Genomic DNA, 25,479 nt, shown 5'->3' with positions numbered 1-25,479 from the left:
TGCCCACGCCAACTGTCCGTTTTTTTGACTGAACAGTTCCGATGAAAGTGTTCGGAAGTGTGCATGGGTATCCGATCATCGCACGTCAATAATTCCTGCAACAGAAGAAAATTCCTTGAAGGAGAACAGCGATGCGTGAAGTCCGGATTTTCGAATTGGAACAGGGTGAGCCGGTGGCGGCCTGGCGTGTCGCGCGTCCGTCGACCTTCAAGGTGATCTCGGGCGAGATCTGGCTGACCGTCGAGGGTGGCAGCGAGGATCACTGGCTGCGTACCGGTGAATCGATCGAGTTGCCGCGCGGATCGGTTGCGTGGATCAGCGCGAGTCAATGCGGCGCGCGGTTTGCGTTGGCGAGCGGTTCCGAGCGCGCGATGCCGAAGCCGATGTTCGGGTTGTCGGCGCTGAGCCGGCTGCCGCGCTGGCTCGGCGTCGCCTGACCTGACCAGATAACGCTAAAGCGCAGCACGCCGTCAGCCTTCGGTGTCCGCTTCGTATTCCCCGATGTACCTCGCGCGCGGCCGGATCAAACGTCCATCGCGCGCCTGTTCCATCGCATGCGCAATCCAGCCGACCACCCGTCCCACCGCGAACAGTGTGAAGGCGGCTCCGGTCGGCAACCCGAGCACGCGTTCGATCGCCGCCAGCGCGTAATCGACGGTCGGCTCCGCGCCGGTCGTGTCGTGCACGGCGCGCGCGAGCTTCGTGACTTCGCCCATCGGCGAGCGCGCGGGCGCACAGTCCGCGAGCATGTCGAGCAGGAGCCGCGCGCGCGGGTCGCCGTCCGGATAAAGCGGATGGCCGAATCCCGACAGGCCAGGTCCATAAGAACCCTGTTCGTGCAGCGCGAGACGGTTTGCCAGATAGCGGTCGAGATCGGGCGCGCGTGACGCTTCGTCGAACAGCGCGGCAATGCGCGTTGTCTCGCCGCCGTGTTTCGGACCGGCCAATGCGGCCAGCCCTCCCGCCACCGCGCCGAACAGGTGCGTTCCCGTCGACGTAATGCAGCGAACCGTAAAGGTTGATGCGTTCAGTTCGTGATCCGCGCACGCGACCAGCGCCGCGCGCAACAGGCTGATTTGCTGGCGGTTGCGCACATTCCACGCCGCAGCCAGTTGCCGATGCAGCGGTTCGTTCGACGGCGCCGCCGAGATCATCGCCGCCGCCAGCAGCCGCATGACGGCGCAAGCGGTATCGAGTTGCGCATCGCGGCCGAGCGCCCAGACCCGCGGCATGTGCGCCGCCGCGGCAGGCAACAGCACGAGCGCGCGATCGAGCGGCGTGCTGTCGCTCCAGAGCTTGAGCCACGCCGTCCATTGCGTGGCGGCGAGCGGCGCGGCGGGCGCATCGGCGATCCGGCGCGCGCTGCAATCCCACAGCAACGCGGCGATCTCTTCCAGCGAAGCCGTGCGCGCCAACGTCATCGCGTCGTGCCCGCGATACAGCAGACGCCCCTTCGCCACCAGCGTGATCGACGATTCGAGCACGGGCACGCCCCAGTCCAGCACCTTTTGCGCGACCTTGCCGGCGCGCTTGCCGTCCTGCTTGCGTCGCGCGAGACGCCGCACTTCGGCGGCATCGTAGAGCCGGTGCTTGCCCTGACTATCCGCCGACGAACTCAGCATGCCGCGACTCACGTACGCGTACAGAGTCGGCAGGCTGATGCCGAGCGCGGCGGCAGCTTCAGTGGCGTTCATGAAGTTTGCAGTTGGCATGAAAACGCTTAAGAACCGAAGAAATCAATATATGTTGATTATCATAATCAAGATTGATTGGCGCTGAGCGGAATTCTAGACTCGGTTCACTTTCCTCCTGTGCCGACATCATCGCCATGACGCCTGAACTTGCCCTCAAACATATCTGGACTGTCGCCGGATGCGACCCGACTACGCTGAGATCCGTCACGCTCTCCGGTGCCGATCCGGGCTTGCCCTCGGTCTATCAGGTCGGCAACCTGGCCTCGGCGACGATCGCCGCGACCGGGCTGGCGGCCGCCGAATTTCATCGCTTGCGCACGGGTCGCCGGCAACACGTCACGGTGCAGATGCGGCGCGCGCTGGCGTCGTTTCGCAGCGAGCGTTATCTGCGGATCGACGGTGGGCCGCCGCCTGTGTTGCGCGATCCGGTGACTGGCTTTTACGAGACGCGCGACGGCCGCTGGATTCAATTGCATACGAATTTTGCGCATCATCTGCACGGGGTTCTGCAGGTGCTCGGCTGCAACAACGATCCTGCTGCGGTAGCCCAAGCCATTCGCGGATGGGACGGCGCGACGCTTGACCAGACGCTGGCCGATGCGGGCCTCTGCGCGGCGCTGATTCGCACGCCCGACGAATGGGCCGCGCTGGATCAGGCGAAGGCGATTGCGGGCTTGCCGCTGTTCGAAATCGAACGCATCGGCGATGCGCCGCCGGAGGCGCCGCGCCAGACAGGTGCAGAACGGCCGCTCGAAGGCGTGCACGTGCTCGATCTGTCCCGCATCATCGCGGGGCCGGTGGCCGGACGTGCGCTCGCCCAGCATGGCGCGGACGTGTTGATGATCAACGGTCCGCATCTGCCGAACATTGCGCCGCTGGTGATCGATAACGGGCGCGGCAAGCGCTCGGCGGTGGTCGATCTGCGCGATGCAGCCGGGCGCGAGACGTTGCGCGGGCTGGCCGAACACGCCGACGTGTTCTTGCAGGCTTATCGGCCAGGCGCGCTGGCGGCGCGCGGCTTGGGTCCCGAGGAACTTGCGCGGATCAGGCCGGGGATCGTGTATGTGTCGGTCTGCGCGTATGGATACGAGGGGCCGTGGGCGCAGCGGCGCGGATTCGACAGCCTCGTGCAGTCGGCGAGCGGGATTGCTTTCACCGAACGGCAGGCGGCGGGCGGCGACGCGCCGAGGCATTTACCGTGTCAGGCGCTGGATCACGCGACCGGCTATCTGGCCGCTTTCGGCGCAATGGCCGCATTGGCGCGACGCGCGACCGAGGGCGGAAGCTGGCATGTGCGCGTGTCGCTTGCGCAGACCGGGCGCTGGTTGCAGTCTTTTGGAACGATGCCTGACGGCTGGCAAACTCCGGATGTCACCCTCGACGACGTGCGTGACTGTCTCATGACCGTCGATTCCGAATTCGGGCGCGTGTCAGGGGTGAAGCCTGCGGAGGAGCTCAGTGAGACGCCTGCGTACTTTTCGTTGCCGCCGGCGAGGGTGGGGGCGCACGAGGCCAGGTGGTGGTGACGATTCGAGGCGGCGCGGCTCTTACACGTTAGCTGTTGAGCGGAGACAGGATGCGCCAGCGCGCGTAAGCAGGCCGCGCATCCTCCGCAAACCTCTGCGCGCCTGCATCCGCGTCGCCAGCGCCAACCGCTGCTACTTCCTCAACTCCGCCACAAAATCGTAGTAATCATTGCGGCAGTATGTATCCGTCAATTCGATCGCCCGCTGATCGGCGGTGTAGCCGACGCGCGTGATCAGCAGCAGCGCTTCGTTCGGCGCAATGCTCATCTGCTGCGCGATTTCCTCGTTCGCGTTGACCGCGCGAAAATGCTGCAACGCGCGAACAATCGAAAGACCGCGATTCTCCAGATACGTATAAAGCGAATCGCCGATGGCCTGCGGATCGGGAATCACCGCAGACGGAAACGTGGAATTTTCCACCGCCATCACGATGCCGTCGGCCAGCCGCAAGCGACGCAGCCGCGTCACCGCCGCCGCGGGCGACAAGCCCAGCTGGATCACCTCGTCGCGATTGGCCGGCGAAATCTCGCGCGACAACCACTTCGAACTCGGCGTGAAGCCACGCCGCCGCAGCATTTCGCTGAAGCTCGACAGACGCGACAGCGGGTCTTCATAACGCGGCGTGATGAAACTGCCTGCGCCCTGGGTGCGCCGGATCAAACCTTGCTCGACGAGCAATGCGATTGCCTTGCGCGAGGTGATCCGCGAAACGCCGAGCGCTTCGGACAGCACGCGTTCCGAGGGCAGCGCTTCGCCGGCATTCCAGCGGTTTTCGTGGATGGCGGAGCCGAGCTTGCGAGCAAGTTGCAGGTAAAGCGGCGTGTCGTTTTCCGGGTCCGGGCGCAGATCGCGCCAACGGTCTTCCGAGGCAGAGGTCATGGGGCTCACGCAAGATGGGCAAGCGGCAATTCTATGACATCGGCGTGCCACGTTATAGCGGGCTTTTGCCAGGTGCCCCGTCGAATGCTCGTCGAGCGACTAAACTCCTCGTGATGATTTTCGCCGCGCGACGGGTTGTCGGGACGTTCCAGAACATCTGGACAGGGTCCGCGCGGCATCGTTTTGCATCGAGCCATTTCGAGGAGTCAGCATGACAAGCGATATCGCAGGCGTGAGCCTGCCCGACGGCGAGCGCGTTCCGGCATTGGGGCAGGGCACGTGGGAGATGGGCGAAAACCCGGCGCGGCGCGCGGCCGAAATCGACGCACTGCGCTGCGGTATCGAACTCGGCATGACGCTGATCGACACGGCGGAAATGTACGGCGACGGCGCGACCGAATCGCTGCTCGGCGAAGCGCTCGCCGGTTTGCGCGATCAGGTCTTTCTCGTGAGCAAGGTGTATCCGCATAACGCCAGCCGGCGCGGCGCGATCGCGGCGTGTGAACGCAGCCTGAAGCGTCTGAAGACGGATCGGCTCGACCTCTATTTGCTGCATTGGCCAGGCTCGGTGTCGCTCGCGGAAACCGTCGAAGCTTTTGAAGCGTTACGCGACGCGGGCAAGATCCGGCATTGGGGCGTCAGCAATTTCGACACCGGCGACATGGAAGAACTCGTCGCGATGCCCGGCGGCGAAGCGTGCGCGACCAACCAGATTCTTTATAACGTCGCACGTCGCGGCCCGGAGTTCGATCTGCTGCCGTGGATGGCCGGGCGCAAGATGCCGGCCATGGCCTACAGCCCGGTCGACCACGCCCGTTTGCCGAAACGCTCGCCGCTCGACGATATCGCCGATGCACGCGGAGTGTCCGTGTTTCAGGTGGCGCTTGCGTGGGTGTTGCTCAGACCCGGCGTGTGCGCGATTCCGAAGGCGGGGAGCGTCGAGCATGTGCGCGACAACCATCGCGCGTTGCAATTGCGGCTGCAGGCTGATGAACTGGCGGCTCTCGACACATACTTCAAGCCGCCGCGCAGCAAGCGGGCGCTCGAAATGCTGTAAGCGCCGCGTTAGCTGCGGGTTGAAGGCACAGCGACGGCACAGCGATTCGCTGTGCCGCGACGTGATCAGGTGCAGGCGTGGTGGAGGTGCACGGAACCGAGCAGCGCGACTTCCGCCGAGGTGTGCTTGAGTGCGTCGGGGTCGACCTGGGCAGCGTCTGCGAGGAAGTCGTCGACGATCGACGAGACTTGCGTGTTGGGCAGGCACAGCGACACGCGCTGTGTTTCATTGGGCGGCAGCGTGCCGCGCTGACCGAGGAACAGCACCCCATACTGATAACCGTGGATGATGCCGCGAATCGCGCCGACACATTGGCCTTGCGCGACGTTGTCGTTTTTCTTCTGACAGGTCTGGGCGAGCCAGTAAGCGGAGAAGGTGGGGTCGACGGGCGGAGCCGCTTGCGACATGGTGGGCTGCATAGGTTGCGCCGGGGTTTGCGCCTGAGCCAGCGAAGTCAGGCCCAAGGTCAGGCCCAGCGCGGCAGTCATGAACAGGCCGCTGGCCACGCGTGCTGCGGACGGGGAGACATTTCGTTGCATGTGGTGGGCCCTCATATCGAACGTTGAATGTGATATGAGGCTCGTCGCCTCAGATTGGTTCCACAACAGTTGTGCGCGACCGGTTGATTTGTATTCCAGCTGTTCGCGAGCGGGGGTATGTGACGGTTTTGTGAGTGCTGGAGAGCCCGCTTCGCCTGCGCGTATTGCCTGTTCGACAGCTTACCGGAGGCCGGCTGCCGCGCGCTTAAGGGGATTCCCGAATCGGGATGCTCGCTGGACCTCGGACCGGCCTCGGGCGGTGATGCTCGACCGGGGGATCGAGACATCACCGCCGATGCCAGCGGATCGCGAACGGTAGTGCCGGGCATGTTGCCGGCGAGAGCAGGGCGCGGGGGCACCCTGCCAGGAGACCGGGCAACTGTTAGTGCCCGTTTCCTCCGCCATTGCCACTGCCGTTACCGCCGCCACCCTTACCTCCGTGACCGCCGCCGAAGCCTCCGCCAAAGCCACCGCCGAAGCCGCCACCGAAGCCTCCGCCAAAACCACCGCCAAAACCACCGCCTTTGCCACTGCCAAAACCGCCACCGAAGCCACCGCTCTTGCCACCGCCTGGGCCGCCGCTGGAGCCACAACCGCAGCCTGCGCTACCACTGCTGCTTCCGCTGCTTCCGCTGCTTCCGCTGCTTCCGCTACTTCCACTGCTGCCGCTACTGCCGCTACTGCCACTGCTTCCGCTACTTCCGCTACTTCCGCTACTTCCACTACTTCCACTACTTCCACTACTCCCCCCATTACCGCCACCGCTATTTCCTTTCCCGCCTGCGCCTGCGCCTGCTCCCGCACCGGAGCTGCCGCCGCCGTTCCCGGCACCCGCTCCGCCGCCGCTGTTGCCGCTCGCGCCCGCGCTCGCCGCGCCGTTACTGCCGCTGCCGCCGCCATGGTGAGCGCATCCGCCGATGTTGACGCTATTGCAGTCGCGCGGCGCGAATAGTGCAGCGGCATCGTCGGCGGCGGTGGTGTCGCCGGGCGCCGCGCCCGTGGCCACCGCGTCGGGCGCGGCGCCGTTGTCCGGTGCGGCTTGCGTCGAGCCCTGCTGGCTGCCGCCAGGCAACGGCGTGTCGGCGAGCAGCATCCACTCGGGGATCACCTCCGTCGATGCGGGATACGCCACGCCCGTCGCCAGCGCAATCACGCCAGCCGCGACAGCTGTACTCCGAAGGATCCCGAAATAATATCGATTGGATTTTCTGGTCTTCATCACGTCTCTCCCGAGGGAACAACGGTGCCTCGTTACCGTCCTCTCTCACGCTGATTCCGCAGCGGCGGACCTGTCTGACTGCGGACCTCGCCGCCCCCGGGTCGTTTGGGCCTGTTCACTCACTGCTGCCAACCCAAACGGTGCCTGATTCGCCGACGCGCGCCCCGGCGCGTCAGTCCTGCGTTACCTCTTTTACCGCTACGATTTCCGACTCTTTTACCGCATCGCGTGGCGCTGAACGGCACGCGCACAAACGCATGCCGCCGCCGATCTTCCGCGCTGTCCGGCTTCAAATGTCTGGACGATACTTAGCGATAACCATGCCACTGGCCGCAAAGCCTTGCGGCGACAGGTACCGGATGAGCATGTGCGATGCGCACGATGAAAAAACGCATGAAAACGTTTCGGCGATGAAACGCGCGGCCAGAAAGCCGCGTGAATCGCCTGGCGCGGGGCTGGGACGAACCGCGCTACTCGTTACCCTTGCCGGCCCTGGATGCCATCGTGGACACGATCCCGGACGCATCGCCGGACGCATCGCCACTCGCGCCTTCACGCGAGACACGCTGAAGCGCGCGCAATTCTTCCACCGGAATATGGCAGCGGATTCGATGCACGGCATCGCCATCGCCATCGGCATCGACGAAAGGCGGGGGCTCCTGCTCGCAGATCGCGCCGATCTTGCGCGGACAGCGCGTATGAAAGACGCAGCCGGAAGGCGGCGAGACCGCGCTCGGCAGGTCGCCGGACAGACGGATGCGCGCCTGCCTGTTCTCGCCGTCGAGCGCCGGAGCCGACGACAGCAGCGCCTCGGTATAAGGATGATGCGGCCCGTCGAACACCGCTGCCGCCGGGCCGATTTCCAGCAATCTGCCGAGATAGAGCACCGCGATCCGGTCCGACAGATAGCGCACCACATGCAGATCGTGCGAGATGAACACGTAACTGACGCCGCGTTCTCGTTGCAGATCGGCGAGTAGATTGAGGATCGCGGCCTGCACGGAGACGTCGAGCGCGGAAGTCGGCTCGTCGCATACCACCACGCGCGGCTCGCCCGCAAACGCGCGCGCAATCGCGACGCGCTGCTTGAGTCCGCCGGACAACTGCCGCGTGCGCGAGTCGAGATAACGTTCGGGCAAACGCACGGCTTCGGTCAACGTGTCGAGCCGTTCGTCGACGGCGGCGCCGCGCAACGGCGTGAGCCGCTTCAACGCGCGGCCAATCAGGCGCTTCACCGAATGCGCGCGATTGAGCGCCGAGTCGGGATTCTGGAACACGATCTGCATCGACTTGATCTGTTCGTCGTTGCGTCGCGTGACGCGCGCGGCGAGCGGCGCGCCATCGAGTTCGAGCACGCTGCCCGCGTCGGGCGTGAGCAGGCCGAGCATCAGCTTCGCGAGCGTCGTCTTGCCGCTGCCCGATTCGCCGACGAGGCCGAGCGTCTCGCCGCTGACAAGATCGAGCGAAATGTCGTCGAGGGCGAGGAGCGGTGTGCCGCCTACGTGGAATGTCTTCGAGAGTTTCTGCGCGCGCAGCACGGGGCGTAACGGCTCGCCAGGTTTGCCCGCAGCAAAAGCCGCAGCGTCATGGACAGGCAACGCTTGCGGCGTCGCGCGCGGTAATTCGATCGCGCGTTCGTGGTAGTGGCAGCGCGACATCTGATCGCCATGCGCCGCACTCAGCCGATGCGGCGGCGGCGCGTCGCGACGGCACCGGTCGTCGGCGAGACGGCAGCGGTCCGCGTAAATGCAGCCTTGCGTGACCGAACCCGGCAACGGCAGGCTGCCCGCAATCGTGTCGAGCCGCTCGCTGTCCTTGCTGCGCCCGGTGGTCGGCAAACAGCGCAACAGCCCAACCGTGTATGGATGACGCGGCCGCGCGAACACATCTTCAGTCGCGCCTTCTTCGACCAGCTTGCCGGCGTAAAGCACGCCGACGCGCTCGCACATTCGCCCGATCACCGCAAGGTTATGGCTGATGAACAGCACGGCGGTGCCGAGTTCCTCGCGCAACTGCGCCACCAGATCGAGCACTTCCGCTTCGACGGTCGCGTCGAGCCCGGTCGTCGGCTCGTCGAGAATCAGCAGCGCGGGGTTCGATGCCAGCGCCATCGCGATCACCACGCGTTGCTGCATGCCGCCCGATAGTTGATGAGGATAGCTGTCCATCACGCGCTCGGGCGCGGCGATGCGAACCCGCTTGAGCATGTCGAGCGAGCGCTGCAACGCTTCGTCGTGCGCCATGCCGGTCGCTTCGAACGCCTCGGAAACCTGCCGCGCGACAGTCAGCGATGGATTCAGCGCGCGCCCCGGGTCCTGATAGACCATCGACGTCGTATTCGCGCGCATATGGCGCAGCGCGTCGGCATCGAGCTTCTGCACGTCGTCGCCAGCGATGAGGATCTTGCCCGCCTTCACCTTGCCGTTGCGCGGCAGATAGCGCACAGCCGCCATCGCGACGGTCGATTTGCCGCAACCCGATTCGCCGACCAGCCCGTACGCTTCGCCGCGTCGGACGCGAAACGAGATGTCCTGAAGCACTTCGCGGTCGCGTCCGCGAATCCGGTACGTGACGGTCAGGCCGACGACGGTCAGTGCGTCCGTGCGGTCGCTCTTCGATACGTCGAAGGCGGCGAACGCGGCTGAAGAGGAGGGCGTCGGTTGGCTCATCGGTCGAGTACGCCTTGCACGCTGTCGGCGATCAGATTCACGCCGACCACCAGCGACGCAATTGCGGCCGCCGAGAACACCACGGTCCACCATGCGCCGCCCGCCATCAGCGTGTACGACTCGGATAACGCGAGTCCCCAGTCGGCGGACGGCGGTTGAATGCCGAAGCCGAGAAACGACAACGTGGCGACCGCGAAGATCGCGTAGCCGAGCCGCACGGTGGCTTCGACGACGATCGGCGGCAATACGTTCGGCAGAATCTCGACGAACATGATGTACAGCGCGTGCTCACCGCGCAGTTGCGCAGCGGCGACGTAGTCCAGATGCCGTTCGGCGAACACGGCGGCACGCACGGTGCGCGCGGTGATCGGCGTGAACGTGATGCCGATTACGAGAATCACCGTGAGGTTCGACGCACCGACCGCCGCCAGCGCGAGCAGCGCGACGATCACGAGCGGCAGTGCAAGCACGGCGTCGATCACGCGCCCCACGATGCTGTCGACCCAGCCTTCGAAGTAGCCGACGATCAACCCGAGGGCGGTGCCCGCCGCCGTGCCGAGCACGGTCGCCAGCGGTGCAATGGTCAGGATGTCGCGCGCGCCGACGATCACGCGCGAGAACACGTCGCGGCCCAATTGGTCTGTGCCGAACCAGTGTGTGTGATCGGGCGGCGTCAACGAGTTGAGCGGATCGGATGCGTACGGATCGATGCGCACGATCCATTGACCGCCAAGCGCGCACACGATCCACCACAACACGATGAGCGCGCCCACGACGAATGTGGGCGAGCGCAGCAACTCGCGCAACGAGTCGAAGCGCGGTTCTTTCGAAGCAGTCTGGACAGGCGGCGTGGCTTGCGGAGCGGTCGCACTCATTCGGCGCTCCTCACACGCAGACGCGGATTGAGCAGCACATGCAGCGCATCGGCCACGAGATTGGCGACGGTGTAGACCACGCCGATAGTCAGCACGCCCGCTTCGAGCATCGGGAAATCCTTGGCCTTCGCGGCGTTGTAGATCAGCGAGCCGATGCCCTGATAGTGGAACAGCGTCTCCACCACCACGAGTCCGCCGATCATATAGCCGAGTTGAGTTGCGGCGACCGTGATGGTCGGCAGCAACGCATTACGCAGTACGTGTCGCCAGATCACGATGTGCCGCGGCAGGCCTTTGAGGATCGCGGTGCGCGTGTAGTCGGCATCGAGCGCCTCGACGGTGCCCGCCCGCGCCATCCGCGCGATATAGCCGAAGAAGACGAACACCAGCGGCAGTATCGGCAGAATCAGATGCCTGAGTTGTTCGAACACGCTGGCTTCGGGTGGATACGACGCTTCGATCGGCAGCCATTGCAGCCACACGCCGAACACCAGAATCAGCACGATCGACGACACGAATTCCGGCACCACCGTGGCCGACAATCCGGCAATGCTGATCGTGCGATCGAGCCAGCGTCCCGCGTGCATCGCCGACCACACGCCGCCCGCAATCCCAAGCGGCACCACGACGATAAACGCGAGCAGGCCGAGCTTCGCCGAAGCGCCAAGCGCGGCGGCAATAAACGGCCCAACCGGTTCGCGGTACGCATACGAAAGCCCCATATCGCCGCGCAAGAAATGCGAAATCCAGTCGACGTACTGCGTGAGCAACGGACGATCCGCGCCGAGTTGATGATTGAGCGCGGCGACCGCGCGCGCATCGGCGAGCGGACCGAGTACCGCGCGGCCGATATCGCCAGGCAGCAGCTGACCGCCCGCGAACACGATCACCGACAGTAGCCACAACGTGATCAACGACAGTCCGACGCGCGTCGCCAGAAAACGCACGGCGCGGCCCGCATGGCCATTCGACGGACGGGAAGCGGAAGGGGTCACCGTGGACGACATCGTGATCTCCTGCCAGGCATCGCCTGCGCTTACGCGCTGAGCACCGCGCGGTCGAAATACAGTTGCGCGAGCGCGGTGAAGCGCACGCCGTTCACGCCTTTACGCATCGCGATCAGTTGATCGTAGAAGAACGGAATGATGACGGGCGTCTCGTCGAGCAACAGCGTTTGAATTTGCCCGGAGATTTTCTTCTGCGAGGGCAGATCGATTGCCGCAACGAATTGCGCGACCAGTTGATCGTATTGCGGATTCTTGAAGTGCGCGGCGTTCCATGTGCCGGTGCTGGTGAGCGGCGCGTTCAGGAACACGTTCGGCACGCCGCGATGACCGTAATCGGTAATGCCGAGCGGAGAGTCGAGCCAGTCGGATTTGCCCGGCGTGCCCGCGCCGTAATACAGCGACTGACTCTCGATTTTCAGATTGATGCGCACGCCAATGGCTTTCGCCGCGTTCTGCACGACCACCGCGAGATCGGGAATCTCCATGTACTTCTCGGTGGTCAGCGTAACGTCGAAACCATTCGGCACGCCGGCTTGCGCGAGCAGTTGCTTCGCCTTCGCGATATCGATCTTGCGCTGAGCGACGCCTGCATCGGATGACGGAAACACCGGTGCAAACGGACTGTCGTTGCCGAGTTGCGCGCGGCCTTTGAAGAGGCCGCGCACCAGCACATCGCGATCGATCGACAACGCCAGCGCCTGGCGTACGCGTTTGTCCTTGAACAGCGGATTGTCGTTGCGCATATGAATCTGCCGGTGCGCGCTCGACTTCACTCCCACGGCCTTGTATTCCGGGTTGTTCAGAATGCCTGCGCCGCCCTGCACGGTGAAGGTGCCCATCACGTCGGCCTGGTGGCCCTGCAGCGCGAGCAATTGCGCCTGTTCGTCGGCGTAGAACGAGAACTGTACGCGTTGCGGTAACGCTTTCTCGCCCCAGTAATCGGGATTGCGCACGAACGACGCGCCGACCTTCGGCTGATACTTCTCGAACCTGAACGGACCGGTGCCGATGAAGGTCTTCTCATAACCGCCCGCGTAGTTCGCGGGCAGGATCACGGCGTTGTAATTGTCCGAGGAAACGTAGTACGGGAAGTTGCCGTTCGGCGCATCCAGATGGAAGGCGACCGTGTGCTCGTCCACGACTTTCGCGCCGCCTTTGGACAGCACGCCCTTGAGCACGGAGAGCGCCGCCGAGCCGCTCGCGGGATCGGCGAGGCGGTCGAAGGTGGCGACCACATCCTTCGCGCCGAACGGCTGGCCGTCGTGAAACTTGACGTTCTGGCGCAGCGTGAAGGTCCACACGTCGCCTTTGTCGTTCGGCTTCCAGGACAACGCGAGCGCGGGCTTCAGCATCAGCTTTTCTCCGTCGTCGTCGATCAGGAACTCGCCGGTCTGATTCAGCAGCGCGAGACTCGCGGCGTCTGTCACGGTGAGGGGATCGACAGCGCCCGCAGGCGTCAGATGAGCTACGCGGATCGTCTGGTTGCCTGCACCCGCCGCGGCCTGAGCCTGCGCGCGCGGCAGGTTCAGCAAACCGCCGCCCGCTAGCGACAAACCGATCACGCTCGCATAGCGCAGCAACTCGCGGCGCGTGATGCGGCCGGCAAGGAATTCGTCGATGGCGTGGTGGCCGTGGGTGCCGTGAGCATCGGCAGCAAGGCGGGCTGCGTCGAGTGCGAGAAGTCGGTCCGCGGGAGTTTTCATCGATGGAGTGTCCAGTCCGTTCTGTTGCCGGTTCTGAAGCGTCGCGCCGCCGACGCAAAATACGCCATGCGACGAACGCGAGTGCAATGGCGACGTCGGCATGCGACATCGAAAAATCAAAGCCTGCGCAAAGCCGCTTCAGTGTAAGCGATTGCCTTGCGATGCGGCACGCTCGCAGCGTCGACCGATTGTCGATTGGCGGATAAAAGAGCCGCTGTGTATCGCCATCACAACGGTCGCGGCTCGATGATCCACGCGAGTCTTACGGTCATGACGACTGCACGCACGCGCCGCTGGCATCCTTACCGGTTACGCCGCGCGGCACCGCATGATCACGCGTTGAAATTACCGCACGAGCGCATCCGGACGACGCCAGCGATGGAACAGCACCGAGCCGATCCAGCACGCCATGAACGCCGCAACAATGCCGTAACCGAGTGCGCCGAAGCGGTCGTTGACGCTGGCGACCGCATCCCAGAGGCCGCCGTTCAGGCCGAATTTGTCCGACAGCAATCCCAATGCCTCGACGCCGCCGATCACGATTGCCACCACCGCCGACACGAACGTGATGCTCGCGTTGTAGTACAGCTTGCGTTTCGGGTCGTCCATGGCCCAGCCGTACGCGTGGACCATCAGCACGTTATCGGTCGAATCGACCAGCGTCATGCCTGCCGTGAAGAGGGCGGGAAATACGAGGATCGAATACAGCGGCAGACCCGTGCCCGCCTGCGACGCGGCGATCGCCAGCAAGCCGATTTCGGTGGCGGTGTCGAAGCCGAGGCCGAACAGCACGCCAACCGGGTACATGTGCCAGCTTTTCGTCACGAGCCGGAACAGTGGACGCAATGCACGCGACAGCAGGCCAGCGGGCGCAATCGCATCGTCCGGTGCCTGAACAGCGGTTTCGACGTCATGTTGAACATGGCGATAACGACGCCACACGTCACGCAGAATCACCAGATTGACGGCCGCCAGCACCAGCAGAAACGTGGCCGACACCAGCGTGCCGATCGTGCCACCCACGGCCTTGAAAGTCTCGAAGCGGCCGTGCAGCGAATGCGTGGTCCACGCAATGCCGATCGTCGCGAGAATCACGATGGTCGAATGCCCCAGCGAAAACGACAGCCCCACGCCGAGCGGCTTCTTGCCGGTTTGCATCAGTTTGCGCGTGACGGCGTCGATAGCCGCGATGTGATCCGCGTCGACGGCATGGCGCAGGCCGAAACCATAAGCGAGCAGCGCGGTGCCGAGCAGCAGCGGGTAATGGCGAAACGCGATCAACGCCCATGCCCAGGCACCGAGATTGGCGGCGATCAGCACGGCATACAGCGTGAACAGGCGAGGGCGCAGCGAAGCGGTTGGCGTCATGAGTCGCGTGGCAAGGAGTTAATGGTCGTGCGGATGCTTGTGAATCGGATCGACCCAGAACACGGTTTCGGGCGCTTCCACCGCGTCGATGTTCAGGTTGACCACCACCGCTTCGTTGTCGCTGCGCACCAGCACGCATTCGAGCGGGTCGTCGGTGCTGGCATTGATCTCCTGATGCGGCACATACGGCGGCACGAAAATAAAGTCGCCCGGACCGGCTTCTGCGGTGAATTCCAGATGCTCGCCCCAGCGCATGCGCGCCTGGCCGCGCACCACGTAGATCACGCTTTCGAGCGCGCCGTGATGATGCGCGCCGGTCTTCGCGTTCGGGTGGATCGTCACGGTACCGGCCCAGATTTTCTGCGCGCCGACCCGCGCGGCGTTGATCGCGGCCGCGCGGTTCATGCCCGGCGTCTGCGCGGTATTGCTGTCGAGCTGATCGCCCTTGATGACCTTCACGCCGTGCTCGCGCCAATCGACCGGCGCTGCGGGCTGATCGTCGCGGTAATGCGGGTGTTCGTGATCCTGGCTCATGGTGTCTCCTCCCAAGCATGGTTCCCGGCGGTCCCGGCGTTGTCCGGCGCTTCCTGTGTTCAGGTCGGCGCCGTCTGGCATTTTTGCATGTTCAAAAAGTGCTGTGTGGATCAGGCGCGGCGGCGGTCGTATGGACGAAAAAAAGCCCGTTCGCAAGGAACGGGCTTGGGGTCGCCGTGCTGAAGCATCGACGTTGCGCTGCATTGCAACGTCGATGCTTCGACCGCAGCTTACTTCTGCTTCGCGTTGATCACGGCTTCGGCGACGTTGTTCGGCGTTTCAGCGTAGTGCTTGAACTCCATCGTGTACGTGGCGCGGCCCTGCGTGGCCGAGCGCAGCGATGTCGAGTAGCCGAACATCTCCGCGAGCGGCACTTCGGCGCGCACCAGCTTGCCGCCACCGCCGGCGATGTCTTCCATGCCCTGCACGAGCCCGCGACGGCTCGACAGATCGCCCATCACGTTGCCCATGAAGTCTTCCGGCGTTTCCACTTCGACGGCCATCATCGGTTCGAGCAGTACCGGCTTGGCCTTGCGCATCGCTTCCTTGAACGCCATCGAACCGGCCATGCGGAACGCGTTTTCGTTCGAGTCCACGTCGTGGTACGAACCGAAGGTCAGCGTCACCTTCACGTCGACCACCGGATAGCCCGCGAGCACGCCGGCCTTCAGCGTTTCCACGATGCCCTTGTCCACCGCCGGAATGTATTCGCGCGGAATTACGCCGCCCTTGATCGCGTCGACGAATTCGTAGCCCTTGCCCTGCGCTGCCGGTTCGAGCGTAATGACCGCGTGACCGTACTGACCGCGACCGCCCGACTGCTTGACGAACTTGCCTTCGACGTCCTCGACCTTGTTGCGCACCGTTTCGCGATATGCGACCTGCGGCTTGCCGACCGTGGCCTCGACGCCGAATTCGCGCTTCATCCGGTCGACCAGAATTTCCAGGTGGAGCTCGCCCATCCCGGAGATGATCGTCTGGCCGGATTCTTCATCGGTCTGCACGCGGAACGACGGGTCTTCCTGAGCAAGGCGGTTCAGCGCGATGCCCATCTTTTCCTGGTCGACCTTGGTCTTCGGCTCGACGGCCTGCGAAATGACCGGCTCCGGGAAGATCATCTTTTCGAGGATGATCACGTTGTTCGGATCGCACAGCGTGTCGCCGGTCGTCGCTTCTTTCAGGCCGACTGCTGCGGCGATATCGCCCGCATAGACTTCCTTGATTTCCTTGCGCTCGTTCGCGTGCATCTGCAGGATGCGGCCAAGGCGCTCCTTCTTTTCCTTGATCGCGTTGTAGACCGTGTCGCCCGAATTCACCACGCCCGAATAGACGCGGAAGAAAATCAGCTGGCCGACGAACGGGTCGGTCATGATCTTGAACGCGAGCGCGGAGAACGGATCGGTGTCGTTCGGATGACGCTCGATCTCCTTGTCGTGCTCGTCGTGACCGGTAATCGCGGGCACGTCCACCGGCGACGGCAGATAGTCGATCACCGCGTCGAGCATCGCCTGCACGCCCTTGTTCTTGAACGCGCTGCCGCACAGCATCGGCACGATTTCGTTCGCAATGCAGCGCGCGCGAATGCCGTGCTTGATCTCTTCTTCGCTCAGCGCTTCGCCGCCGAGGTATTTGTCGAGCAGTTCCTCATTCGCTTCGGCGGCGGCTTCGACCATCTTGTCGTGCCATTCCTTCGCGGTGGCCGCGAGTTCCGCCGGAATATCGCGGTATTCGAACTTGATGCCCTGGTTCTCTTCTTCCCAGTAGATCGCCTTCATCTTGACCAGATCGACCACGCCCTGGAAGTGTTCTTCCGCGCCGATTGGAATCTGGATCGGCACCGCGACACCTTTCAGACGATCGCCGATCTGCCGCTGCACGCGGAAAAAGTCGGCGCCTACGCGGTCCATCTTGTTGACGAACGCAATGCGCGGCACCTTGTACTTGTTCGCCTGACGCCACACGGTTTCGGATTGCGGCTGCACGCCGCCGACCGAGTCGTACACCATGCACGCGCCGTCGAGCACGCGCATCGAGCGCTCGACTTCAATCGTGAAGTCGACGTGGCCCGGAGTGTCGATGATGTTGATCCGATGTTCGGGGTAGTTGCCGGCCATGCCCTTCCAGAAGGCGGTAGTCGCCGCCGACGTGATGGTGATGCCGCGCTCCTGCTCCTGTTCCATCCAGTCCATCGTCGCCGCACCGTCGTGAACCTCGCCGATCTTGTGGGTCACGCCGGTGTAGAACAGGATGCGTTCAGTGGTGGTGGTTTTGCCGGCATCGATGTGAGCGCTGATGCCGATATTCCGGTAGCGCTCGATGGGAGTCTTGCGGGGCACGTGAACCTCCTTGGAATGGCGCGCCTGAAACGCTGGCCGGACGGCAGTTTGTGCTACCCGGCGAGCCTGGGTGCTGCTTTACTAAGATTACTAGGATAGCGCGTCGGCTAGTCTTTTGCAGGAATCTTGCCAGCGGGGCGCAAGCGCCTGCTGGCGGGCGTTTGCCTACGCGACCGCGTTGGGCTGACCTGGCGCGCGATGACGCGATGCGCGCACTTCGCCTGATCCCGCAACACGCGTTGCCGCGGCGCGCGAATGCAAAAAAGCCGGCGCCTCGCAAAAGGCACCGGCTTTTTCCGTGACCGCTGAAACCGGATCGGCTTATTGCTGTTGCAGCGGCGGCAGACCCTGAATCTTCATGCCCGGTTTGATGCCCTTCGACGTGAACCAGCCCTTCGGCATTTCCAGCGCAAACTCGCCGTTGTTCTTCGGGCAGTGATTGTCGGTGGTCTCGGCCTGCATCTCGTCGATGTCGGTGATCGTGCCGTCCGCGCGCATGAACGCGATGGACAGCGGGATCAACGTGTTTTTCATCCAGAAGCAATGCACGGCATGTTCGTTGAACACGAACAGCATGCCTTCGTTCGGACCGAGATTCGTGCGATACATCAAACCTTGTTCGCGATCCGCATCGTTCGCGGCAACGGCGGCGTCGATCACGAACATGCCGGCGGTCAGCTTCACGCGCGGGAATTCGCTGGGCTGCTTCGCGCCAGGCGGCATCTGCTGCGCGTGAGCGGGAGCAGCAGTAGTTGCAACGAACGACAACGCAGCGAGCGGCAATGCAACGGCAACAGCGAAACGCGCAATCAACGAGCGCAGGGGAAATCGCACGGCAAGACTCCTTGCTTGGAATTTAATCAGCGAATGTTACGCGAGCGCGTCAAAAACAAAAAGGCAGATCGCCTTTCGGTGATCTGCCTTTCAACGCCGTAAGAACGGCAATGAAGCTAGTTCTTGACTGCGTTTTTACAAACTTATTCCGAAGCTGCCGAAGCTGCTGCAGCAGCTGCTGCCTTCTTGTGCGACTTCTTGTGAGCCTTCTTCGTGGTCTTCTTTGCCGACGAAGCTGCTGCAGCCGGAGCTGCCGAAGCTGCTTCCGGTGCCGAAGCTTGTGCGAATGCTGCCGTTGCGAAGAGGCCAGCGACCAGAGCGGCGATCAGTTTGTTCATTTTGTAAATCCTCAGCTTTAGTTGATTAACCAAATGACCCGGTTATATGTAGAGTCATGTCGGTAAACGTGCCATCCACCTTTCGGTTGACAGCCGCATCGAACAAATTTTCGGTGCGTCTGTTTAGCGCTCAGACTCCCTGCTCGTACCGCAAGAACGGCTTGTGCAAAGGCCCTTAAGGCTGAATGCCGGATAGCTTCGGGCGGCATCTGCGTCGAATAACGCGTGAGCTTGCGCGGCGGTTGACGTAATTTTTGTGGAAAATTTATAAGACGATGATGCGCTGCGAATGAGCGCGCTGAGGCTTATCTCGCGCGCTCGTGTTTCACGTTTTTTTACCTTCGTTTCACGCGCGTTTTTATTTGCGGATACAACGGGTTAGGTCGTGTCGCGAAGAGAAAACGCGTACACGTAGTGACGATTCGTGCGTGACGGGCCCGGCGGCCGCCGCATTGTTTTTAAATGTAAGGGAGTGTTAGACGACACCTTCCCAAGGTGCTTTCGACGACAACTCGACGCTTTCTCCAGGCTGAAGTCCAAGCGAAAAAATATCGAGCGCGCCCACGCCGACACGCACGAGCCGCAGCGTCGGAAAGCCGACTGCTGCCGTCATGCGACGCACCTGGCGATTCTTGCCCTCGGTGATCGACAGTTCGATCCACGTCGTCGGTATCGCGGCGCGAAAACGGATGGGCGGTGTGCGGGCCCACAGCGATTCGCCCGGCTCGACAAATTCCGCGCGACACGGTCGTGTCACGTAGTCGCCGAGATCGACACCGCGCGCGAGTTTTTTCAGCGTGGCGTGATCGACCGCGCCTTCGACTTGTGCCCAATAACGTTTGACCAGTTTGTGACGCGGCTCGGCGATGCGCGCTTGCAGTGCGCCGTCGTCGGTGAGAAGGAGCAGGCCTTCGCTGTCGGAATCGAGCCGGCCCGCAGGATAAACATCCGGCACCTTGACCCAGTCGGCCAGCGACGCGCGCGTCTCGTGCGGCGAGAATTGGCAGATGGTGCCGAACGGTTTGTTCAGAGCGAGAAGGCGCATAAGAGAAACGGATAGAAGTGATGCGAAAAACGCTCGCGGCGCGCAGCGTTCCGATGTCGCTCAGAACGTGCCGCGCCGTCTGCTGAGCGAAAAGCGGACGCCGGAATCATAAAGCATTCGCGAATCGGGCCAATCCTGACTCTTATATAGAACATAAGATGCGAGCCGCGCCTCCGCCGACCCCTGTCCATGTTGGAAAACCCCGAGCCGCCGTGGCCGCGTCGCTACGGGAGCGTGGGCTAGAATAGCGGCCAAGCTGCTTGCGGCAGTCCGGCATTGCGCTTAGCGAGGAGCACCCATTTTCGCAGTCTTCCATCAGCTTTCTGCATAGCCTTCACTGGAGTCCGATCATGTCGTATCAGCACATCAAGGTTCCGACCGGTGGTGACAAGATCACTGTCAACGCCGATTTCTCGCTCAACGTTTCCGACCAGCCGATCATTCCGTTCATCGAAGGCGACGGCACGGGTATCGACATCACGCCCGTGATGATCAAGGTGGTGGACGCCGCGGTCGAGAAAGCCTACGCGGGCAAGAAGAAAATCCACTGGATGGAAATCTACGCGGGCGAGAAGGCGACCAGGGTGTATGGGCCGGACGTGTGGCTCCCGGAAGAAACGCTGCAGGTGGTCAAGGAATACATCGTGTCGATCAAGGGACCGCTTACGACGCCGGTCGGCGGCGGTATCCGTTCACTGAACGTCGCGTTGCGCCAGGAACTCGATCTGTATGTATGCCTGCGGCCGGTGCGCTATTTCAAAGGCGTGCCGTCGCCGATGCGCGAACCCGAGAAGACCGACATGGTGATTTTCCGCGAGAACTCGGAAGACATCTACGCGGGTATCGAATGGCCGGCCGGATCCGAGCAGGCGAAGAAAATCATCAAGTTCCTGCAGGACGAGATGGGCGTGAAGAAGATCCGCTTTCCGGACTCGTCGGGGATCGGGGTCAAGCCGGTGTCGCGCGAAGGCACGGAGCGGCTGGTGCGCAAGGCGATTCAATATGCGATCGACAATGATCGCCGCTCGGTCACGCTGGTGCACAAGGGCAACATCATGAAGTACACCGAAGGCGCGTTCCGCGACTACGGTTATGCGCTGGCGCAGAAGGAATTCAACGCGGAGCTGATCGACGGCGGTCCGTGGATGAAGGTCAAGAATCCGCGGACGGGCGGCGACGTGGTCGTGAAAGACGTGATTGCCGATGCGTTCCTGCAGCAGATCCTGTTGCGCCCGGCCGAATACGACGTGATCGCGACGCTGAACCTGAACGGCGACTACGTTTCGGACGCGCTGGCGGCACAGGTCGGCGGGATCGGGATTGCGCCGGGTGCGAATCTGTCGGATTCGGTCGCGATGTTCGAAGCCACGCACGGCACCGCGCCGAAGTACGCGGGCAAGGACTATGTGAATCCGGGTTCGGAGATTCTGTCGGCGGAAATGATGCTGCGCCACCTCGGCTGGTTCGAGGCGGCCGACCTGATCATCGAGTCGATGGAAAAATCGATTCTGCAAAAACGTGTCACATACGACTTTGCGCGCCTGATGGAAGGCGCCACTCAGGTGTCGTGTTCGGCATTCGGTCAGGTCATGATTGAAAACATGTAAGGCTTGCGCGCTGAATTAATCTATTGCGCATAAATAACCCCGGCGTCGGAAGGCGGCGGGGTTATTTTTTTGTCCGCCGATTTGCCTACGTATTTACCCGTCTTTAATGCAGATGCTGTTTGCGCGCCGTAGTAATTTCCACGACCGATTTTAAATCGCGCAATGAGTATTAGACGTAGCTGTGCCCAATAATTGGGAGTCGCGTTCGGTCGATAAAAATCGGCGGCAATTAGAAACGTTTCTCCAAAAAAGAAACCCGGCACGAAGCCGGGTTTCAAAGGACAGGTAACGAACAGTTTTAGGCGGGAGCCTGAATGTTCGATGCCTGCTTGCCTTTCGGGCCTTGCACGACCTCGAAGGTTACCTTTTGGCCTTCCTTGAGGGTTTTGAACCCATTCATCTGGATGGCCGAGAAGTGTGCAAACAGATCTTCGCCGCCTTCATCAGGCGTGATAAATCCGAAACCTTTTGCGTCATTGAACCATTTGACCGTACCAGTTGCCATTCCAACTTCCCCTGTAACTCATGTCACTACCACGAGCCCTCGAAAAGCTCCGTGACCGCGTTATGCAGCCACTCCCTCCTCACAAGCTCACCATCGGCATTTTTTCGAATTATGGCTCAGTGAAAAAAGTGCCAGCTTGATTGTTGAGGCTCTTTATTCGAGTGTCAAGAAAATTTTGAGATGCCGTTGTCGCGTTGCAAACAGGCCAGTTTCCAGGGTTTTTACCGCTTCCGTTATGTGCGGTTGCGCAAGCGGGACCGCTTGAAAAGTCGCATAATCGACTCACATGCTGTGCTAAGGGTCGCCGGGCTGGTCTGGCTTTGACGAGCGTCCCAACCGGCTCCGGCAGGTTGTGCGATACTCGATCCGACTGCGGTGCAACACGGCCGCGCTGCATCAGGATAGGGGCCGGCTCCGCAATCGGCTCGTCGAATCGCACGCATGACGGAGTTTCACCCATCAGGCGGTAGCGAACGGGCTCATCGGCCGGTTGGCCGGGTTTTGACAGGATTGCGGGCCTGTCCTAGTTGTTTAGAATGGGTGTATGGCGATTATCCCGGACAAGCAGGACGGCACCGTACTGGAGCGGCAGGAGAAGAAGCTCAAGCCGCCAGCCATGTACAAGGTGGTGCTGTTGAACGACGACTTCACGCCAATGGAATTTGTCGTGATGATCGTGCAGGAATACTTCAATAAAGATCGTGAAACCGCAACACAGGTAATGTTGAAGGTGCATCGCGAGGGCAGGGGAGTTTGTGGGGTCTATACGCGGGACATCGCGTCGACCAAAGTCGAGCAAGTCGTTACCCACGCACGGCAGGCCGGGCATCCGCTGCAGTGTGTGATGGAGGAAGCATGATTGCCCAGGAACTGGAAGTCAGCCTGCACATGGCGTTCATGGAAGCACGCCAGGCGCGGCACGAGTTCATAACGGTCGAACATCTTTTGCTGGCACTGTTGGACAACCCAACGGCGGCGGAAGTGTTGCGTGCATGCGCGGCCAATATCGAGGATCTGCGCCAGAACCTGCGCAACTTCATTCATGACAACACGCCGACCGTGCCTGGCACGGACGACGTCGACACGCAGCCCACGCTGGGTTTCCAGCGTGTGATCCAGCGCGCGATCATGCATGTTCAGTCCACCTCGAATGGCAAGAAGGAAGTGACCGGCGCGAATGTGCTGGTCGCGATCTTCGGCGAGAAGGACTCGCACGCGGTGTACTACCTGCAACAGCAGGGCGTGACGCGTCTGGACGTGGTCAATTTCATCTCGCATGGCATCGCCAAGACGAGCAGCACCGACGCCGCGAAAGCGAGCGACGCGAATGCCGAGTCCGACGAAGCCGCCGCGCAGAAAGAAACGCCGCTCGCCCAGTTCACGCAGAACCTGAACCAGATGGCGAAAGACGGCCGCATCGACCCGCTGATCGGGCGAGAGTCGGAAGTCGAGCGCGTGGTCCAGGTGCTGTGCCGTCGGCGCAAGAACAATCCGCTGCTGGTCGGCGAGGCGGGCGTCGGTAAGACGGCGATCGCCGAAGGCCTGGCGTGGCGAATTACGCGCGGCGAAGTGCCCGATATTCTGGCGGATGCGCAGGTGTATTCGCTCGACATGGGCGCGCTGCTCGCCGGCACCAAGTATCGCGGCGACTTTGAACAGCGCCTGAAGACGGTTCTCAAGGAATTGAAGGAACGTCCGCATGCCATTCTGTTCATCGACGAAATTCATACGCTGATCGGCGCAGGCGCTGCATCGGGCGGCACGCTGGACGCGTCAAATCTGCTGAAGCCGGCGTTGTCGTCGGGCACGCTGAAGTGCATTGGCGCGACGACGTTCACCGAATATCGCGGCATCTTCGAAAAAGACGCGGCCTTGTCGCGTCGTTTCCAGAAGGTCGACGTGACCGAGCCGACCGTCGAGCAGACGGTGGCGATTCTGCGTGGCCTGAAGTCGCGTTTCGAAGAGCATCACGGCGTGAAGTATTCGTCGGGAGCGCTGTCGGCAGCGGCTGAGTTGTCGGCACGCTTCATCACGGATCGTCATCTGCCGGACAAAGCGATCGACGTGATCGACGAAGCGGGCGCAGCGCAACGCATCCTGCCGAAGTCGAAGCAGAAGAAGACCATCGGCAAGAACGAGATCGAGGAAATCATCTCGAAGATTGCTCGTGTCCCGCCGCAAAGCGTGTCGCAAGACGACCGCAGCAAGCTGCAAACGCTGGATCGCGATCTGAAGAGCGTGGTGTTCGGGCAAGACCCGGCTATCGACGCGCTGTCGGCTGCGATCAAGATGGCGCGTGCGGGTCTCGGCAAGCTGGACAAACCGATTGGCGCGTTCCTGTTCTCCGGTCCGACCGGTGTCGGCAAGACCGAAGTGGCGAAGCAACTGGCGTTCACGCTGGGTATCGAGCTGATCCGCTTCGACATGTCGGAATACATGGAGCGTCACGCTGTTAGCCGTCTGATCGGCGCGCCTCCGGGCTACGTCGGTTTCGACCAGGGCGGTCTGCTGACCGAAGCTGTCACGAAGAAGCCGCATTGCGTGCTGCTGCTCGACGAAATCGAGAAGGCGCATCCGGACATCTACAACGTGCTGCTGCAGGTCATGGACCATGGCACGCTGACAGACAACAACGGTCGCAAGGCAGATTTCCGCAACGTCATCATCATCATGACGACGAATGCGGGCGCTGAGGCAATGGGCAAGTCGGTGATCGGCTTCACGAATCGTCGGGAAACCGGCGACGAAATGGTCGATATCAAGCGCATGTTCACGCCTGAGTTCCGTAACCGTCTGGACGCGACGATCAGCTTCCGTTCGCTCGATGAAGAAATCATCATGCGTGTGGTCGACAAGTTCCTGATGCAACTGGAAGATCAGTTGCACGAGAAGAAGGTCGACGCGCTCTTCACCGACGCGTTGCGCAAGCATCTCGCCAAGCACGGTTTCGATCCGCTGATGGGTGCGCGGCCGATGCAGCGTCTGATCCAGGACACGATCCGTCGTGCGCTGGCCGACGAACTGCTGTTCGGCAAGCTGATGAACGGCGGCCGTGTCACGGTCGACGTCGATGCGGAAGACAAGGTTCAGTTGACTTTCGACGAACATCCGGCGCCGCGCAATCCAAATCCGGAAGCGGTGGAAGTCGAGTAAGGCTTAAGCCGTCCCAAGTTGCGCCAGAAAGCAAAACGGCGCGGGTTGAAAAACCCGCGCCGTTTTCTTTTGGCGCTCCGGTTGGCAAGTTTCGGCGTCATTCGAAAGAACGATGCCGAAGCAGCAATAGCTTAGTGCTTGCCCGTGCTGCCAAAACCGCCCACGCCGCGCTCGCTCTGCTCGAAGTCGTCGACGATATTGAACTCGGCCTGCACGACCGGCACGATAACCAGTTGAGCGAGACGCTCCATCGGATTCAGCACGAACGTCGTTTCACCGCGATTCCAGGTCGAGATCATCAGTTGACCCTGGTAGTCCGAGTCGATCAGGCCGACCAGGTTACCGAGCACGATCCCGTGCTTATGGCCCAAACCCGAACGCGGCAGGATCAGCGCCGCATAACCCGGATCGCCGACGTGAATCGCGAGACCCGTCGGCACCAATGCGGTTTCGCCGGGTTTCAGCGTCAGCGGTTCGTCGAGACACGCGCGCAGGTCGAGGCCCGCGCTGCCGGTCGTCGCGTAGGCGGGGAGCTGATCGCGCATGCGCGCATCGAGAATCTTCAGGTCGAGTTTCATGCAGATTGGAAAT

At 62.3% G+C, this 25,479-nt stretch carries 22 protein-coding genes; 6 read left to right on the top strand and 16 right to left on the bottom strand.

Annotated features, from left to right (window positions below):
* The first annotated feature begins 131 nt into the window (after positions 1-131).
* Positions 132-437, top strand: a complete 306-nt coding sequence (locus BLS41_RS13975) for a DUF2917 domain-containing protein (RefSeq protein ID WP_074765409.1) — start codon at positions 132-134, stop codon at positions 435-437.
* A gap of 33 nt (positions 438-470) precedes the next feature.
* On the opposite strand, the gene BLS41_RS13970 is transcribed toward BLS41_RS13975, so the two are convergent.
* Positions 471-1,694: a citrate/2-methylcitrate synthase gene (locus BLS41_RS13970; protein WP_436971983.1), complete on the bottom strand. Its 1,224-nt coding sequence runs from the start codon at positions 1,692-1,694 to the stop codon at positions 471-473.
* A gap of 134 nt (positions 1,695-1,828) precedes the next feature.
* Between BLS41_RS13970 and BLS41_RS13965 the strand changes: the two genes are divergently transcribed.
* Positions 1,829-3,220 (top strand): CoA transferase, encoded by a 1,392-nt coding sequence (locus BLS41_RS13965; protein WP_074765405.1) that lies wholly within the window; start codon positions 1,829-1,831, stop codon positions 3,218-3,220.
* A gap of 132 nt (positions 3,221-3,352) precedes the next feature.
* On the opposite strand, the gene BLS41_RS13960 is transcribed toward BLS41_RS13965, so the two are convergent.
* On the bottom strand, positions 3,353-4,099 hold the full coding sequence (locus BLS41_RS13960) for a GntR family transcriptional regulator (protein ID WP_074765403.1): 747 nt from the start codon (positions 4,097-4,099) through the stop codon (positions 3,353-3,355).
* Between the two features lie 211 nt (positions 4,100-4,310).
* On the opposite strand from BLS41_RS13960, the gene BLS41_RS13955 reads away from it, so the two are divergent.
* Positions 4,311-5,156: an aldo/keto reductase gene (locus tag BLS41_RS13955; protein WP_074765401.1), complete on the top strand. Its 846-nt coding sequence runs from the start codon at positions 4,311-4,313 to the stop codon at positions 5,154-5,156.
* A gap of 65 nt (positions 5,157-5,221) precedes the next feature.
* Here the strand turns inward: BLS41_RS13955 and BLS41_RS13950 are convergent, their stop codons facing one another.
* The 12 genes from BLS41_RS13950 to BLS41_RS13895 all read right to left on the bottom strand — a co-directional run bounded on the left by BLS41_RS13950 (position 5,222) and on the right by BLS41_RS13895 (position 19,623).
* Positions 5,222-5,695, bottom strand: coding sequence for a hypothetical protein (locus BLS41_RS13950; protein ID WP_074765399.1), 474 nt, complete (start codon positions 5,693-5,695; stop codon positions 5,222-5,224).
* Between the two features lie 382 nt (positions 5,696-6,077).
* Positions 6,078-6,914, bottom strand: coding sequence for a hypothetical protein (locus BLS41_RS39025; RefSeq protein WP_074765397.1), 837 nt, complete (start codon positions 6,912-6,914; stop codon positions 6,078-6,080).
* A gap of 470 nt (positions 6,915-7,384) precedes the next feature.
* Positions 7,385-9,583 carry an ABC transporter ATP-binding protein gene (locus BLS41_RS13940; RefSeq protein ID WP_074765395.1) on the bottom strand — a complete coding sequence of 733 codons (2,199 nt, stop codon included), beginning with the start codon at positions 9,581-9,583 and terminating at the stop codon, positions 7,385-7,387.
* The gene (locus BLS41_RS13935; protein WP_074765393.1) at positions 9,580-10,458 is read right to left on the bottom strand and encodes an ABC transporter permease; all 879 of its coding nucleotides are present in this window, start codon (positions 10,456-10,458) and stop codon (positions 9,580-9,582) included. The genes BLS41_RS13940 and BLS41_RS13935 overlap by 4 nt, the downstream gene beginning before the upstream one ends.
* On the bottom strand, positions 10,455-11,465 hold the full coding sequence (locus BLS41_RS13930) for an ABC transporter permease (protein ID WP_074765392.1): 1,011 nt from the start codon (positions 11,463-11,465) through the stop codon (positions 10,455-10,457). The genes BLS41_RS13935 and BLS41_RS13930 overlap by 4 nt, the downstream gene beginning before the upstream one ends.
* Before the next feature lie 29 nt (positions 11,466-11,494).
* Entirely contained in the window at positions 11,495-13,168 is a 1,674-nt protein-coding gene (locus BLS41_RS13925; protein ID WP_074766534.1) for an ABC transporter substrate-binding protein, read from the bottom strand.
* 345 nt (positions 13,169-13,513) lie between these two features.
* Positions 13,514-14,536: a HoxN/HupN/NixA family nickel/cobalt transporter gene (locus BLS41_RS13920; protein ID WP_074765390.1), complete on the bottom strand. Its 1,023-nt coding sequence runs from the start codon at positions 14,534-14,536 to the stop codon at positions 13,514-13,516.
* An 18-nt stretch (positions 14,537-14,554) separates the two neighbouring features.
* Positions 14,555-15,070, bottom strand: a complete 516-nt coding sequence (locus BLS41_RS13915; protein ID WP_074765388.1) for a cupin domain-containing protein — start codon at positions 15,068-15,070, stop codon at positions 14,555-14,557.
* A 230-nt stretch (positions 15,071-15,300) separates the two neighbouring features.
* Complete coding sequence (fusA, locus tag BLS41_RS13910) at positions 15,301-17,406, bottom strand: elongation factor G (RefSeq protein ID WP_074765386.1); 2,106 nt, start codon at positions 17,404-17,406, stop codon at positions 15,301-15,303.
* Positions 17,407-17,727: 321 nt separating this feature from the next.
* Positions 17,728-18,240, bottom strand: a complete 513-nt coding sequence (locus BLS41_RS13905) for a DUF192 domain-containing protein (protein WP_074765384.1) — start codon at positions 18,238-18,240, stop codon at positions 17,728-17,730.
* A gap of 143 nt (positions 18,241-18,383) precedes the next feature.
* Positions 18,384-18,578, bottom strand: a complete 195-nt coding sequence (locus BLS41_RS13900) for a hypothetical protein (RefSeq protein ID WP_074765382.1) — start codon at positions 18,576-18,578, stop codon at positions 18,384-18,386.
* Positions 18,579-19,053: 475 nt separating this feature from the next.
* On the bottom strand, positions 19,054-19,623 hold the full coding sequence (locus BLS41_RS13895; RefSeq protein WP_074765380.1) for a pseudouridine synthase: 570 nt from the start codon (positions 19,621-19,623) through the stop codon (positions 19,054-19,056).
* 350 nt (positions 19,624-19,973) lie between these two features.
* On the opposite strand from BLS41_RS13895, the gene icd reads away from it, so the two are divergent.
* Positions 19,974-21,230 carry an NADP-dependent isocitrate dehydrogenase gene (icd, locus tag BLS41_RS13890; RefSeq protein ID WP_074765378.1) on the top strand — a complete coding sequence of 419 codons (1,257 nt, stop codon included), beginning with the start codon at positions 19,974-19,976 and terminating at the stop codon, positions 21,228-21,230.
* Between the two features lie 298 nt (positions 21,231-21,528).
* On the opposite strand, the gene BLS41_RS13885 is transcribed toward icd, so the two are convergent.
* On the bottom strand, positions 21,529-21,735 hold the full coding sequence (locus tag BLS41_RS13885; protein ID WP_007180614.1) for a cold-shock protein: 207 nt from the start codon (positions 21,733-21,735) through the stop codon (positions 21,529-21,531).
* Between the two features lie 544 nt (positions 21,736-22,279).
* Between BLS41_RS13885 and clpS the strand changes: the two genes are divergently transcribed.
* Both clpS and clpA read left to right on the top strand, forming a co-directional pair.
* Positions 22,280-22,594, top strand: coding sequence for an ATP-dependent Clp protease adapter ClpS (gene clpS / locus BLS41_RS13880; protein WP_074765375.1), 315 nt, complete (start codon positions 22,280-22,282; stop codon positions 22,592-22,594).
* Positions 22,591-24,888 carry an ATP-dependent Clp protease ATP-binding subunit ClpA gene (gene clpA, locus BLS41_RS13875; protein ID WP_074765373.1) on the top strand — a complete coding sequence of 766 codons (2,298 nt, stop codon included), beginning with the start codon at positions 22,591-22,593 and terminating at the stop codon, positions 24,886-24,888. The genes clpS and clpA overlap by 4 nt, the downstream gene beginning before the upstream one ends.
* 131 nt (positions 24,889-25,019) lie before the next feature.
* On the opposite strand, the gene dut is transcribed toward clpA, so the two are convergent.
* Positions 25,020-25,466: a dUTP diphosphatase gene (gene dut / locus BLS41_RS13870; RefSeq protein WP_074765371.1), complete on the bottom strand. Its 447-nt coding sequence runs from the start codon at positions 25,464-25,466 to the stop codon at positions 25,020-25,022.
* Between the last annotated feature and the right edge of the window lie 13 nt (positions 25,467-25,479).

Origin of the sequence: Paraburkholderia fungorum (genome assembly GCF_900099835.1) — a bacterium.
GTDB lineage: Bacteria > Pseudomonadota > Gammaproteobacteria > Burkholderiales > Burkholderiaceae > Paraburkholderia > Paraburkholderia fungorum_A.
This window is presented reverse-complemented; position numbering and strand designations above follow the sequence as displayed.